14 protein-coding genes and 1 tRNA gene are annotated in these 14714 nt (G+C 49.6%); 5 read left to right on the top strand and 10 right to left on the bottom strand.

Annotated elements, in window-relative coordinates; genetic code table 11:
• Positions 1 to 34: 34 nt before the first annotated feature.
• The 4 genes from ACYVJM_RS03515 to ACYVJM_RS03500 form a co-directional block, all read right to left on the bottom strand.
• Positions 35 to 1321 carry an adenylosuccinate synthase gene (locus tag ACYVJM_RS03515; protein ID WP_461146816.1) on the bottom strand — a complete coding sequence of 429 codons (1287 nt, stop codon included), beginning with the start codon at positions 1319 to 1321 and terminating at the stop codon, positions 35 to 37.
• 28 nt (positions 1322 to 1349) lie between these two features.
• Positions 1350 to 1823, bottom strand: coding sequence for a DUF3291 domain-containing protein (locus ACYVJM_RS03510; protein ID WP_461146815.1), 474 nt, complete (start codon positions 1821 to 1823; stop codon positions 1350 to 1352).
• An 86-nt stretch (positions 1824 to 1909) separates the two neighbouring features.
• On the bottom strand, positions 1910 to 2419 hold the full coding sequence (locus ACYVJM_RS03505) for a Fur family transcriptional regulator (RefSeq protein ID WP_461146814.1): 510 nt from the start codon (positions 2417 to 2419) through the stop codon (positions 1910 to 1912).
• An 83-nt stretch (positions 2420 to 2502) separates the two neighbouring features.
• Positions 2503 to 4779, bottom strand: coding sequence for a RelA/SpoT family protein (locus tag ACYVJM_RS03500; RefSeq protein WP_461146813.1), 2277 nt, complete (start codon positions 4777 to 4779; stop codon positions 2503 to 2505).
• Between the two features lie 219 nt (positions 4780 to 4998).
• On the opposite strand from ACYVJM_RS03500, the gene ACYVJM_RS03495 reads away from it, so the two are divergent.
• A tRNA-Leu gene (locus ACYVJM_RS03495) sits at positions 4999 to 5080 on the top strand.
• Positions 5081 to 5191: 111 nt separating this feature from the next.
• Positions 5192 to 6538, top strand: coding sequence for a trigger factor (gene tig, locus ACYVJM_RS03490; protein WP_461146812.1), 1347 nt, complete (start codon positions 5192 to 5194; stop codon positions 6536 to 6538).
• A gap of 142 nt (positions 6539 to 6680) precedes the next feature.
• Here tig and ACYVJM_RS03485 read toward each other — a convergent pair whose 3' ends face one another.
• The 6 genes from ACYVJM_RS03485 to mltG all read right to left on the bottom strand — a co-directional run bounded on the left by ACYVJM_RS03485 (position 6681) and on the right by mltG (position 12267).
• A complete protein-coding gene (locus ACYVJM_RS03485) occupies positions 6681 to 7718 on the bottom strand; it encodes a hypothetical protein (protein WP_461146811.1) in 1038 nt (345 codons plus the stop codon).
• A gap of 102 nt (positions 7719 to 7820) precedes the next feature.
• A complete protein-coding gene (locus tag ACYVJM_RS03480; protein ID WP_461146810.1) occupies positions 7821 to 8441 on the bottom strand; it encodes an L-threonylcarbamoyladenylate synthase in 621 nt (206 codons plus the stop codon).
• 83 nt (positions 8442 to 8524) lie between these two features.
• Entirely contained in the window at positions 8525 to 9520 is a 996-nt protein-coding gene (locus tag ACYVJM_RS03475) for a glycosyltransferase family 2 protein (protein ID WP_461146809.1), read from the bottom strand.
• Positions 9521 to 9819: 299 nt separating this feature from the next.
• Complete coding sequence (locus ACYVJM_RS03470) at positions 9820 to 10776, bottom strand: YihY/virulence factor BrkB family protein (protein WP_461146808.1); 957 nt, start codon at positions 10774 to 10776, stop codon at positions 9820 to 9822.
• 35 nt (positions 10777 to 10811) lie between these two features.
• Positions 10812 to 11225 carry an acyl-CoA thioesterase gene (locus ACYVJM_RS03465; protein WP_461146807.1) on the bottom strand — a complete coding sequence of 138 codons (414 nt, stop codon included), beginning with the start codon at positions 11223 to 11225 and terminating at the stop codon, positions 10812 to 10814.
• Positions 11226 to 11229: 4 nt separating this feature from the next.
• Positions 11230 to 12267 (bottom strand): endolytic transglycosylase MltG, encoded by a 1038-nt coding sequence (gene mltG / locus ACYVJM_RS03460; RefSeq protein ID WP_461146806.1) that lies wholly within the window; start codon positions 12265 to 12267, stop codon positions 11230 to 11232.
• A 152-nt stretch (positions 12268 to 12419) separates the two neighbouring features.
• Between mltG and ACYVJM_RS03455 the strand changes: the two genes are divergently transcribed.
• The 3 genes from ACYVJM_RS03455 (at position 12420) to ACYVJM_RS03445 (ending at position 14657) form a co-directional block, all read left to right on the top strand.
• Positions 12420 to 12917, top strand: a complete 498-nt coding sequence (locus tag ACYVJM_RS03455; RefSeq protein WP_461146805.1) for a YybH family protein — start codon at positions 12420 to 12422, stop codon at positions 12915 to 12917.
• Between the two features lie 82 nt (positions 12918 to 12999).
• Positions 13000 to 14259 carry an MFS transporter gene (locus ACYVJM_RS03450; protein WP_461146804.1) on the top strand — a complete coding sequence of 420 codons (1260 nt, stop codon included), beginning with the start codon at positions 13000 to 13002 and terminating at the stop codon, positions 14257 to 14259.
• Complete coding sequence (locus ACYVJM_RS03445; RefSeq protein ID WP_461146803.1) at positions 14259 to 14657, top strand: hypothetical protein; 399 nt, start codon at positions 14259 to 14261, stop codon at positions 14655 to 14657. The genes ACYVJM_RS03450 and ACYVJM_RS03445 overlap by 1 nt, the downstream gene beginning before the upstream one ends.
• The last annotated feature ends 57 nt before the right edge of the window (positions 14658 to 14714 follow it).

The raw sequence follows: 14714 nt of genomic DNA, 5'->3' as shown, positions 1-14714 counted from the left end.
GCGGCCGTCTGTTGTTAACTACCAATTATCCCGGTTAAGCGATCAGCGCCTGACGGTGAATGATAGCTTCACGGTCGGGACTGGTCGAAATAAAGTTGATTGGCAGGCCCAGTGTGTCTTCTAGAAAATAAACATACGTTGCCAATTCGGCAGGTACATCGACAAACGAACGGATGTCTGTCAAATCCGTTTGCCAGCCTTTGAATGACTTGTAAATGGGGGTCACATCCGTGTCGCAAAGGTCATAGGGCATCTGCTCGGTAATGGTACCATCCGGCAATTTGTAGTGCGTACACACCTGGATCTCATCGAAGATATTGAGGACGTCGACTTTCATCATCACCAGCTGCGTAACACCATTGATCATGATGGCGTACTTCAGGGCGGGTAAATCCAGCCAGCCACACCGGCGCGGACGGCCGGTTGTCGCGCCAAACTCGCGGCCTTCCTTCCGGATCTGCTCGCCAATTTCATTGGAGAGTTCAGTAGGGAAGGGGCCACTACCCACGCGGGTACAATAGGCTTTGAAAATGCCGAACACTTCACCAATTTGCCGTGGGGCAACCCCCAGACCCGTACAAGCACCAGCAGCCATGGTGCTGGATGAGGTAACAAACGGATAGGAACCGAAATCAATATCGAGAAGCGAGCCCTGAGCACCTTCGGCCAGCACTTTCTTCCCGCTGGTCAGGGCTTCGTTGACGGCGTATTCGCTGTCGTTCAGCTGAAACTGCTTCATGAACTCCACCGCACCAAAGAATTCGGCTTCGGCTTGAGGCAAAGCGGAGGCATAATCGAAGTTGTTCTGCTCCAGAATGACTTTGTGAATGGCAACCAGTTTATCGTACTTGGACCGGAAGTTGGGCGATTCAACATCGCCAACCCGTAACCCCAGACGTGCTACTTTATCCTGATAGGTTGGTCCAATACCACGGAGTGTCGACCCAATTTTCGACTCACCCTTTGCCTGCTCATAGGCGGCATCCAGAAGACGGTGAGTTGGCAGGATAATGGACGCCTTGCGGGAGATTTGCAGGTTTTCGGTAAGGGCAAGGTTATATTTTGCCAGGCCGTCGATTTCTTTCTTGAATACGATGGGATCAAGCACCACACCATTTCCAATAATATTGAGAATATCGTTCCGGAAAATACCCGACGGAATCTGGTGCAACACGTGCTTCAGTCCGTTAAATTCGAGGGTATGTCCGGCATTGGGGCCACCCTGAAAACGAGCTACTACCTGATATTGCGGAGCCAGTACGTCCACAATTTTACCTTTTCCTTCGTCGCCCCACTGGAGGCCTAATAAAACATCGATCATTCTGATTGGGCCGCTGATACGGCTATGGTTACGCTAATTCTTTACTTGTGTCAAAATCCACATTTGGCGCTGGCCAAACATCCCGGAACGTAAATGCCAACGGCCCTGGCCCAGTTGAATTCAGGAGCTGGAGCCGTTCTTTTGCTTCGTTCACGGTGGGTATGTGGCCTGTTGGAACCCACCAGAGAACCGTCATCATCTGGTCTGGCTTCTCAAACCACTTACGCCGATCTTTCATGACCGGTGTATGCAGGCTCTTAAAGACGAACGTCTGTAACTGCTCCAGCGAAGCCCAAACAGACATGTTCACGATAATCCGTTCGTCGTCGAATGGGCGTAAGCTGGTGGCATCGTTTCCGTCGCCGGTGAGCCGCCAGATGAACCCGTCACTCTTTTCGGCTAGCTTGTTAATCGTATCCAACTGGGCAACAAAATCAGCCATAATCGGATGATTAATGTCCGGTGCCAGCATTCGGGAGATATTCAATTGAGCAAGCTGCATGAATGATGTTTGATATAGGATGTATAATGTAAGATATAGTCTGCTGGTAGCAATCTATCATACAGCCCACATCCTACAAAAAAAACTTATCCCTCTATTGGAATCTGCACGCCCTGTTGATCTTTCTCGGTTATCTGTCTGTTTTCGCAGACGTCGCGGGCGCACGAGCCGTAGAAAATCAGCGAATGGTGCATGACATTGAATTTTAACATGTCGCCCACCATATTCTGGATGTTCTGAACGCGCGGGTCGCAGAATTCCATAACCTTGTGGCAATCTGTACAGATAAGATGGTCGTGCTGCCGGTAGCCGTACGATTTCTCATACTGCGCCAGATTTCGGCCGAATTGGTGTTTGGTAACAAGGTCGCAGTCAACCAGTACGTCCAGGGTATTATAGACCGTAGCCCGGCTAACGCGGTACTTTTTGTTTTTCATCGAGATATACAACTCGTCCACATCGAAGTGGTCCTGACGATTGTAGATCTCTTCAAGAATGGCAAACCGCTCAGGTGTTTTCCGAAGACCCTTCCGCTCCAGATAGGCCCGAAAAATCATTTGAGCAGCGTCTAAATTTGTTTGCGTTGGAGCAGGCATAAGACAAAAGTAATGATGAATGATGAATGGTGAATAGCTTTAAGGAACAGCTTTCATCATTCGTCATTCAGGATTCATCATTTTTAAGAATCAAACCGAACCACTTCAAAAACCCCCTGAACGCGTTCCAGTTTTTGCATCAGGATTTCGAGGTGGCTCGTATCGTGGACATAAAGCCGAATATTTCCCTCAAAGATACCGTCTTTCGAATCAATCGCCACAGAGCGCATATTAATATGCAGTTCGTTACTGATAACCCGCGTAACATCATTGATCAGGCCAACCCGATCGGTGCCGGTAATGCGTAACCCTGCCAGGAAGGCTAACTCCTTTTGGGAGGTCCACTTTGCCTTGATGATCCGGTTGCCGTGGTTCGACATAAGTTCAACCGCATTGGGGCAGGTAACCCGGTGGATTTTTATTCCATCGTTGATCGTCACGAAGCCGAAAACGTCGTCGCCGGAAATTGGATTGCAGCATTTCGAGAGGGTATAGTCGATTTTGTCCATGTCCTCACCAATGAGGAGCATATCAGCGTCGGCACGCTCACCGTGTATTTTCTTAAGTTCTTTGACAAACGCCTTGGCATCGGGCAGGGCATCAGTATTCAGTTTATTCGCCCGGTTCTCTTTAGCTTCTTTATCCGATTTGAATTTTTTCAGTTCACCAACGTCGATGTGGCCTTTCCCGATCCGGTAAAAGAAATCGTCGGTGGTTTTTGAGCCGAAGTATGCGCGCAGCTGGTTGATGACTTCATTGGTCATTTCCATGCGCAAGACCCGAAGCTTTTTTTGTACCAGCTCGCGGCCGTCGGTCACGAACCGTTTGTTCTCTTCCTTGATCAAATCCTTGATCTTGGTCCGGGCCTTCGACGTAACCACAAACCGAAGCCAGTCTTCGCTGGGCTTCTGCCGGTTAGACGTAATTACTTCTACCTGATCGCCATTCTGCAGCACATAACTCAGGGGCACCAGGGTGTTGTTGACTTTGGCAGCCATACAACGCGCCCCGATCTGGGTATGGATATCGAAGGCGAAATCGAGAGCCGTCGCTCCCCGTTGCAGCACCTGAAGGTCGCCTTTAGGGGTAAATACAAAGACTTCTTCACTGTACAGATTGCTTCTGAAATCATCAACGAACTCAATGGCGGCCCTTTTGTCGCCAGTACCCGCCGACTCGATCATATCGCGTACCTGACTGATCCAGGCCTCAATACCTGCGCCGGTCTGGGTGTCATTGCCTTTGTATTTCCAGTGGGCTGCGTAGCCCTTTTCGGCAATTTCGTTCATCCGTTCGGTCCGGATCTGCACTTCTACCCACTGCCCCAGGCGGCTCATTACCGTGGTGTGCAACGACTCGTACCCATTGGTTCGTGGGGTACTGATCCAGTCTTTGAGCCGGTCGGGGTTGGGTTTATAATGGTCTGTAACAATGGAATAAGCGCGCCAGCAGGCCGCTTTTTCCTCTTCCTGCGGCACATCCAGAATAATCCGGACGGCAAAAAGATCATAGATTTCCTCGAACGGTTTCTTTGATTTATTCAGCTTTGTCCAGATCGAATAAATCGACTTTGGCCGACCTTTGATAACGTATTTTATACCTGTTTCGGCAAGGTCTTTTTCGATAGGTTCGATAAATCGGCCGATAAACCGGTCCCGTGCCAGCCGTGTTTCGCGCAGTTTTTTCGCGATGTCTTTATACGCTTCCGGCTCAACGTGCTTCAGGTACAGGTCCTCCAGCTCCGACTTGATCGTGTACAAACCCAGCCGGTGGGCCAGCGGAGCGTAGATATAGATCGTTTCGGAGGCAATTTTCAACTGCTTGTCGCGAGGCATCGAGTCCAGCGTACGCATGTTGTGCAACCGGTCGGCAAGTTTGATCAAAATCACCCGCACATCGTCCGACAACGTCAGGAGCATCTTGCGGAAATTTTCGGCTTGCTGGGAAGTCCCGTATTCAAAATAGCCGGAAATCTTGGTCAGCCCATCAATAATTTTGGCCACTTTTGGCCCGAACGCCCGGTCAATATCGGCAATGGTTGTATCTGTATCTTCAACAACATCGTGCAGGAGGGCGGCTACAATACTTGTCGTGCCCAGGCCAATTTCTTCAACTGCAATCTGGGCAACGGCCAGCGGATGATAGATATAAGGCTCTCCCGAACGCCGTCGCATGTTCTTGTGCGCTTCGGCGGAGGTGTTGAACGCTTTCTTGATCAGCTTGGCGTCATCCCCTTTCAGCATAGGTTTGGCGGCCCGTAATAACCGGCGATAGCGCTTTAGAATTTCCTGCCGCTCCAGTTCCAGATCAATAACGGGTTCGCTTGTATTATCGGCTTGAGGCTCGATGGCATTCATCATAGTGGGCTTTGTTGCGTAATAGCCTTGGGTTGTACTCGTATTACAAGTTAACAAATTATTAATCGAAAAAGGGCGGAAAACTTGCTAAAAATAAAACCTTGCAAGAAAATGCTTGACACGTTCAATTCTTTTCGTACTTTTGCACCCTGAAATGTCGGGAATGACTAATGGTCATCAGGCATTCAGCGAACAGATTCTCCCTGTTCAGGCCATCAATATGCGGGCGTGGCGAAATTGGTAGACGTGCCAGACTTAGGATCTGGTGCCGCAAGGCATGGGGGTTCGAGTCCCTCCGCCCGTACAGAAGTTAAAAGCGAAAGAGTGAAAAAGAGCGAAAGAGCGTTGTCCATAACAATTCACTCTTTCGCTCTTTTTCACTCTTTCGCTCTTTCAGTTTTAAACCGATACAAACGTGGATATTACCCTAGAAAAAGCCAGCGATACCAATGCCTCGCTGAAAATAACGCTGACACCGGCCGATTATAAGCCTGAAGTAGATAAGAAGCTGAAAGATTACGGCCGTAAGGTTCAACTGAAAGGGTTCCGCCCTGGTCACGTCCCCGCTTCGCTCGTTCAGAAAATGTACGGCAAAAGCATTCTTGTGGATGAAATCAACTCGATGTTGAGCAAAACCGTTAGCCAGTATATCCGCGAAAATAAACTCCAGGTTGTTGGTGATCCCGTCCCTGATCGAGAAAAAGCCGATGCCATCGATTGGGATAACCAGTCTGACTTTGCCTTCAGCTATACGCTGGGTTTGGCTTCTGAATTCGACATCGCTTTCAGTGACCTGCCAAGCGTTACCCAATACGAAATTCAGGCCGGCGAAACCGAAATCAACTCAACCATTGCCGACCTTCAGCAGCGTTTTCACAATCATGCTCACGGCGAAGAAGTGAACGATGGCGATACCATCTACGGCGAACTGAAGCAGGTTGATGGCCCCTTCTCGGCAAAAACCGCTTTCCCAACCAACCAAATGGCCGAAGATGCCAAAGGTCAGTTTGTTGGGAAGAAAAAAGGTGATGTTGTGACCTTCGTACTGGAACAGGCTTTCCCCGACGAGAAAGCACGGGCCAATGCAACGGGCGTGAAGAAAGAAGAAGCCGCTGATCTGGCCGGTGAGTTTACCTTCGAGGTTGACGACATTACCCGCCATGAACCTGCTGAACTGAATCAGGAGTTCTTCGATAAGGTTCTGGGTGTTGGTGCTGTATCTGACGAAGAGCAGTTCCGCGCTAAAGTGGCCGAAATTATTAAAGGAAACTATGGCCGGGAGTCGGCTCAGTTGCTTCGCCTGGACATCGAAAAAACGCTGATCGACAACACGCCGATTCTATTGCCCGACGAGTTCCTGAAGAACTGGTTGCTGGAAGTAAACGAAGGTAAGTTTACACCCGAGCAGATTGATGAGCAGTACGACGAGTTCACAAAGTCAGTTAAGTTGCAGCTTATCAAAAACAAGATTGCTGAAAAGGCTGACATTAACGTTGAGTTCGACGAAGTGCTCGCCGTAACGCGTCTGATGGTTCAGGAGCAATTTGGCTTCATGGGTGGCGAAGATGAGGAGATGAACAAAACCATCGACCGCATTGCCCGTAACTACCTGATGGACGAGAAAAACAACGGTCAGAATTACACCAATACCTTTAACCGGGTATATGACGATAAAGTGATCGAGTACACAAAAACCCAAATAACGGTTGTGTCACAGGAGATCACCGTTGACGAGTTCAAGGCGCTGGTTGAGAATCGTTGATTGTATTTAGAATTTGTTGCTGAGACGGCCCGGTCATTGATCGGGCCGTTTTACTTTTTGGGCTGACGAAGTGGCTCATAGCGTATAAAAACAGAAAAGGAGACCGGCCGGTCTCCTTTTCTGTTTTTATACGCTACATAACTTACTGGTACTGTATATACAAAGGCTTGGGGGTCAATGCCAGTACCTCGGCGGGGGTCATGATGCGGGAGCCTGGTTTGCGGAAGTCATTCTCGTAAAATAACTTGAAACCGGTGTACTGCACGGGCTCTTTCTGAATGTAAGCCAGGTAGGAGTCCTTTTTAAGTACCGGTGGCCCCCATCCATCCATATCCATCACAATCTGTACATTCGGGTCCAGCTTAATATTTTTGTAATTCTTGATCATGCCCTGCGTGAAACGGTGAACCACCAGAATTTTTGGGGGCAGGTTGTTTTCCTTCACGATCCGACTCAAAAATTTTACCGCCTGATTAACGTCGGCCGCATCGTATGAGCCAATCTTGGTCCCTGGTTTCGCGCCTGTCACCATCGAAAACTCCGGGTCGATACCCAAATGAACGAAGGGAAGCTTGAGGTACTTGGTCATGTATTCCATTTCGGGACCGAGGGGGGCATGCCCCCGCTGAATGTCCAGAAAAACGATGGCTTTATGCTCATTGCCCCACTTAAGTACTTTCTTAATGGTCTTATCCGACATGCGCATTCGGTAGCCACCGTCTTTGCCGGGTGATCCCTGTGCCGATGTTGCGACTAAATGGAGCGCGGGCAGAATAGGCGTTGCCGGATCGGCTTTCTGCCAGTTTTTGATTTCGTCGTCCAACCGTTTCAGCATTTCATCTTTCGGGTATTTTCCCAACACACCCATTTTTTTGGAATGCGGATTACCATAATAGGCGAAGATGCGGTATTTGGGAAGCAACGCACCGGCAGGAGGGGCGAAGGTAAGCGAGTCGAGGGTGGAGTCGCCGGTAGAAACAGACCCCGCCGGTCGGGTTGCCGCCACGGGCCGGGCCGCCGGTGTTTCAGATGAATCAGTTGATGTTGTCGTTGCCGGACTTTTGGCAGATGCCTCCTGGGCAATGGTACCGGTTTTTGACGATTCGTCCTTTGATTGTGTTGAGCAGCTGGTAAGTTGACAAAGAGTCAATACTGAAAGCGCAGCTAAAGAAAAGCGCATACTTATACGGTAAAAAAGATGGGACTCATAAAAAAAGGGTTACATCCTTACGAGAAGGAATGCTAACCCTACGGTGCAAGTATAGAGTCTTCTTGTAACTTTTCAAAGCATTAATTCACCTAGTCCCTGGCGAATGATGGAAAAGTTATCGTCTGTCGCATCCACAATTGTCGAGGCAACGTTGCCGCCGTAGCCACCATCAATAACGATGTCTACCTGATTCTGAAATTTCTCAAAAATTAACTCCGGGTCAGTCGAGTACTCGATTATTTCATCTTCGTCCCGAATAGAGGTGGTAATAATCGGATTCCCCAACTCATGGACAATCTGACGGGGAATATCATTATCCGGCACCCGGATACCAACTGTTTTCTTCGTGGAGTTCAGGATTTTAGGGACGCTGCCGGTTGCTTCGAGGATAAACGTAAAGGGGCCGGGCAATACTTTCTTCATCAGCTTAAAAGCCTGGTTTCCCACACGGGCGTAATCGGCGATGTGGCTTAGGTCGTAGCAAATGAAGGAAAAGTCATTCTTGGCCGGTTTAATGCCTTTAATGCGCGCCACTCGCTCAACAGCCCGCGTATTATGAATATCACATCCCATCCCGTAAATGGTATCGGTGGGGTAAATGATGACGGCTCCATCGCGCAGGGCCTTAACAATGTGCTCTATACGGCGTGGATCGGGGTTTTTGGGATAAAGTTTAATGAATTCGGCAGACATGATAAGGGGTAATGGTTTACAGTTTATGGTCGACTGTATTCCTCAGCAGTCAGGAAAACCATACTACCTTAACTAGAAACGGGTTATTCCAGTTTCGCCGAATGAAGCACCGGGCTCCATTTGTGGTAATGCCGGTATAGTTTATTGACAGATAAATGAAGCTTACTCAGGCCTAAAATCAGTTTGCTTTGCCAGTCCGGTTGTTCAATATGGTGCAGCAGGTCGCCAAATTGAAGTGCTAAATCAAACTGCTCTACATAAAAGGCCTTTCGGATAAACCGCCTGATGCGACTGGCCAGTGCCCGGAATTCATCGGGAGTGGCACACCGCTCGAAGGCTTTATGACAAACGGCCAGGGTTGAGTGCAGCAGGGGCGTATCTGTATTGATGATCTGAGCCGAAAAGGAGCTGGGTAGAAGGCGTTTCTGTGTCAAAACCTCATCCAGATAGGCGTAATGATACAACCGGGCCGACCGCACCCAGAAATCGAAGTCTTCGTAGGCCAGGGTTTCATCGTAACCACCCAGTTCGTTCAGCACATCCCGACGCATCATCATGGTTGGGGTGCAGATAAAATAAGATTCCAGAATGGGCCTGAATACATTTCCGGACGGTACCGTTGAGCAGGCATGACCGTGGGCATCTACGGCATAATGCAGGCCCACTTCACGACCGCTGCGGTCAATATAAGCGGCATTGGAAAAGACCACTGCGTAAGGTCCGGCCAGGTTCTCAAACTGGGTAACCTGTTTCGATAGTCGGCCGGGGAGCAATACGTCATCCGCCGATAGATCGATTACATAGCGTCCTTCGGCCAACGCCAACCCCTGATTGAACGCTCGGTTAAGCCCAAGGTTGACGGGGTTTTGAATGAAGCGAGTGGCTGGATACTGCCGAGTGAATTCCGCAATGCACCCGGCCGACCGATCGATGCTGCCATTGTCAATTACAATCAGTTCAACATTTGGGTAGTCCTGATCGACAACTGATTGCAGTGCTTGTTTAACAAAGGACTGGTGATTATAGCAGGTGCAAATAACACTCACCCAGGGTTTAATCTGGTTGAGGAATGGACTCATTGGCAGGGGAGTGGATTGCCCGGTAACGGAAACCATAAAACGATAAGCTGTGCGCTGTAACTACTGACTGGCGCGGTTTTCTGGGTCAGTTGATAACCCGTGCAAAGTAAAGCCTGCTTGTGACCGACTTGATCAATGTTTTTAGTTAACGGGTAAAAAGAAACGGTATCGAGAGCAAAGCCTAAATGTTGGCACGTTTTTAGCCTGATGTCAACTAAGCAAGTTTGGTATTAGTTGACTGGAGTGCTAGTCCAATATTGTACAATTAAATTTATGGGTTAGGTTTCACAAACGTCATCTCAAATTTCAGGGGTGGCGTTTGTCGTTTTAGCCGCCACGTCGGGGCTTTGGTCGCCTTCCAAGTCATAGAGGGCTACGTTCATCTCAAAGCCCAGGATCAGCAGCAGCGAAATGAGGTTTATCCAGATCATCAAGGCAATCAGGGTACCTATAGAGCCGTAAACTTTATTGTAGGAGCCAAAATTGGACACATAATACGAGAAACCTAATGTGGTAAGCACAATGAGGAGCGAAGCCGTAACGGCACCGGGCGTAATAAAAACCCACTTCATCCGCACATCCGGGCCGTATCGATAAATGACAGAAACCGTCCCGACAAACACGGCGAACACAACCAGATACCGCGTAATGGCCAGTAAGTTAATGAAGAGCGCATTATTGAGCAGCCCGAAGTGAAGTAAATAGTCGCTGATAATACCACCGATGATCAAGACGATAACGGCTAGAATTAAGGCAAACGCCAGGGTAAACGTCAGACCGATCGCCACGAGCCTAACCTTAAAAAAGCCCCGCCTTTCGTCCGAATGATACGAGGAGTTAAAGGCTTGCATAAGTGCAACCAACCCGCTGGTAGCGGAGTATAAAGCCAGTAAAAAGCCAAAGGAAAGTACCCCGCTGCGGGGGCGGCTAACGATGTCGCGGATAGTCGTATCGACACTGCTGAACGTATTGCCCGGTAAAACTTCCCGAAAGAAACCCATTATCTGGTCTTCCAGATTTGGAATGAAGGTAACGAAGGGGATAAGTGTAAAAAAAAATATAACCGTCGGGAAAACGGCCAGGATCAGACTGTAGGATACGGAAGCGGCCCGCTCACTGGTGTTGTTATCCGTAATCTGATCCAGCATCTTTTTCAGAAAAGTATACCAGGTGATTCGGGAGTTGAAAGGATGATGCTGATACAGCCAGACACGGATGTGGCGCATCATCTTTATACTCATTAACTTATCGTACATAGGCTCTTTTTTGCACTTACTACTTCATTTTGAACCTACTGCTCAAAGAAAGGTTTGGCAGCCTCGACTAATTCTGCCGGGGCCGAACACGGACGGCCCGTTTCGGAACGGACAAAAACGAGGGTGGTCTGGCCTGTATTCAGCAATTGGCCCTCCTGGTTGACGATTTCGTAAGCAAACATCAATCGTGTTTTGGGCATCTGCGGAATTGTAACCCGAATGGTGAGCAGGTCATCGTATTTGGCTGGCCGGATAAATCGTGAGTTCAGGTCGTAGACCGGCATCGAAATACCACTCGCTTCAATTTCTTTATAGCTCAAACCCAGATGGCGAAGGGCCTCGACCCGCCCTATTTCATAAAAACGGGCATAGTTACCGTAGTAAACAATGCCCATTTGGTCCGTGTCGAAATAACGGACCCGGATGTCTGTAACGTCGTAGGTAATCATTTGACTATTTCATGATCTGCATTCGTGTAAGAGCCTGCTGATACAGACGGGCGTTGGCCAGGTGTTCGGCAAGTGTTTTCGAGAAGGTGTGGTAACCATTAAAACTGGCATTCACTACGAAATAGAGGTAATCATGCTGTTCGGCATTGAGCACCGCATCAATCGTTCCCGGAGCTGGCAGGTTGATTGGCCCCGGCGGTAAACCGGCGTAGCGATAGGTGTTGTAAGGCGAATCGACGGTTAGTTGTTTGTTCAACAACCGACGAATGGTAAAATCACGCAGAGCAAAAATAACCGTTGGGTCGGCTTCGAGTTTGATACCCCGTTTCAGGCGGTTCAGGTATACGCCCGCTACCCGGGGTTGCTCGTCGCGTTTGTTGGTCTCGGCGGCTACGATAGAAGCCAGAATCTGGGCCTGGGTTTGGCTAAGTCCCAGCGCTTTCGCTTTGGCCTGCCGCTCAGGAGTCCAGAATTTCTTGTATTCGGTACCCATCCGTTCCAGAAGGGCTTCGGGCTTTATGGTCCAGAAAAATTCGTAGGTATTAGGCAGGAAAAGACAAACGATCGTCGTGGTGTCGAAGCCGAATTTCTGGCAGGTGGCCGGGTCATTGAGCAGTTTGCCCAGGGCGACCGGACCAAATTCGAACTTACTGCCCAGCCGCTGAATCAGGTCGCTTTTCTGGCGCATGCTGTTGAACGTAACCGGCATGGCATCCTGGCTGCCGCTTCGCAGTTTAACGAGGGCTTCACGGTTGCCCATTTTAGGTTTTATCTCGTAGCGGCCTTCTTTTACCCGTTCAGGGTACTTCATCATCTTGGCCAGAAAGCGAAACGAGGTTTCATCATTGATGACCTTATGCGTCTTGAGCGTATCCATGACCGACTCAAAGGTAGCGCCCCTGGGAATGAGCAAAGCGAAGGTTTTATCATTATCCTGAACCAGCAGATTCGGGCTTCTGAATACCTGCCAGAAGTAAAACGTAAAAGTCGTTAGGAGGATGGATACGGTGAGGAAAAGACCGATTTGTAAATTACGAGACATAACAAAAATGTAAATAATGAATAAAGACGCTGGAGTTCCGGTGATACAACCCACCATCGGTTGTCACCTAATGCCTGTAGTTATTTATTCATTTTGCTTTATTCACTTTAGATTGCGCAAATTTAAGCCAAATCTTATTTAAGCTACTACCCATGACCCGTGCATTCCTTCTTTTACTGTGTATTGTTCTGGTTGCGTCCTGCCGTACCCGGGTCGATAGCCCCCGCAGCATGAACCCGGCGGCTGCAACCCGTCAGAAAGCTATTGATGAAATTCGGGAGGCCGACTATAATTTCAGCCGACTTTCTGAGAAGCAGGGGCTGGCCAAAGCCTTCACGACCTACGCGGCCGATGATGCCATTAAATTAAACGATGGGGCTGCACCTACCGTTGGATTCGATTCCATACGCGTACAGATGAGCCGTGTGCCCGCTAATGGATCGGTTTTGACCTGGCAGGTTCTCAAAGCCGATGCGGCACAGTCAGGCGAAATGGGGTATACCTTTGGTCAGTGGATGCTGACCAGTAAAGGCAATTCAGGTGAGCGAAAAATACAGTATGGGGTGTATGTGACCGTCTGGAAACGCCAGCGAAACGGGCAGTGGCGGTTTGTGCTCGATGGTGGAAATGCCACACCGGTACCGAAGTGATAAAAAGACCTATAAGGTTTCAGAAACCGTATAGGTCTCTGCGAAATGAGTCGTAAATTTGAGCGAACAAAATTAAGTCGTTTTGGTCGTTCCTTCTCTTTTCAGGCGTCGTGTTGCACACGGGCCTTCCCTCTACACGTTCTCGTTCTGGTTACTCTGCGTAAGTAACTTCTTGTTCTCGGCCAGTTTTCAGATGATGATCCCCGAATTGCCCGCTTATCTGACAAAGCTGGGCGGACAGGAATACATCGGCTGGATTATCGCCTTATTCACCCTCACGGCGGGTATTTCCCGGCCATTCAGTGGAAAAATCACGGATACCGTCGGCCGGGTTCCGGTTATGGCGTTTGGATCGCTGGTTTGTTTTCTGTGTGGGTTTCTCTACCCGTACCTGCTAACGGTTGGTGGATTTCTGACGCTCAGACTCATTCACGGATTCTCAACAGGTACCAAACCCACAGCTACGTCGGCGTATGTGGCCGATATTGTACCGGCTACCCGCCGGGGCGAAGCCATGGGAACCCTTGGTTTGTTTACCGCCATGGGTATGTCGCTGGGACCCGCTATTGGTAGCTGGCTGGCCAATGATTATTCCATGAATGTTATGTTCTGGACCTCATCGGCCTTTGCGCTGCTGTCCATCGGTATTTTGCTGCAAATGATCGAAACCCTGCCCGCCCCCCAGCCGTTTCGGTTTGGGCTATTACGGTTGAAGAAAGATGAGATTTTTGACCGGAATGCCCTGCCGCCCTTTCTGGTCCTGTTGTTACAATCGTTCTCGTCGGGCGTTATCCTGACCGTCGTTTCGGGGTTGAGCACCTCGCTGGGTATTGCCAACAAGGGGTTGTTTTTTACGGTCTATACCGTGGCGTCGCTGGTTGTTCGACTGGTGTTCAGCAAATCGTCGGACCGGTACGGTCGCTTGCCTGTGTTGTTTGTGTCGACGGTAGTGCTGGCCGTATCTATGGTATTGCTGATCGTTACCCAGTCGCCGTTCATGTTCTGGGTGTCGGCCGTTTTTTACGGGATGTCGTGGGGCATGAACTCACCGACGGTAACGGCCTGGACGGCTGATCTGAGTGATGAGAAAACGCGGGGCCGGGCCATGGCGACCATGTATATTGCCCTCGAAGCCGGTATCGGACTCGGTGCCGTAGCTGCGGGTTGGCTATTGAACCACATGAGCGGGGAAGCCGGTATCGATGCGTCCTTTGCCGTATCGGGTGTGCTGGCGCTGGTAGCCGTGGCCTATATTGGCTGGCTTTGGCATCAGCATCGGAAAAACCGTCATCATCCAATGAATGAGGCCGATGAAGTAGCGTTGCTGGACGGAGAGCCCTGATGGAAGATATTGAACCCCGCATTCGACCACTGGTCGATGCCCTGAACAAGACCGGGCTGGTGCGCACATTTTCAAGCTGCGAAGGGCACTTTACGCCCAAAGAACAAACCCTCGTCGACCGCAATCATGCCGAAGTTCGCTTTGTTCCTGCTGATGGCGTTACCGTACAGGACATTGAAAAATTAGTGGCTTTCCTGCTGACCCGGTTCAAAACCAGGCATGGATTGCTGCCGGTGAAAGTAACGGCTTACAAGCTTTATACACCCATTGATGCCCATGAGATAGAAGAGACCTTTGTGATCGAGCTGAAGCCATTCAACCGATTCGACTCCCCCGACCGCAAAAGGGATGATGTGGACCGGGGTATCGGGCAGCTTGTCGGACTGATAACTGACTGAAACGCATATCATCATTGGCCCAAAAAAAGCAAATGTTGATTGTTGGCCTGTAAAGCC

Source organism: Spirosoma pulveris, assembly GCF_054781875.1.
The sequence above is the reverse complement of the archived record's forward strand: the minus strand, read 5'-3'. Positions and strand labels throughout refer to the sequence as shown.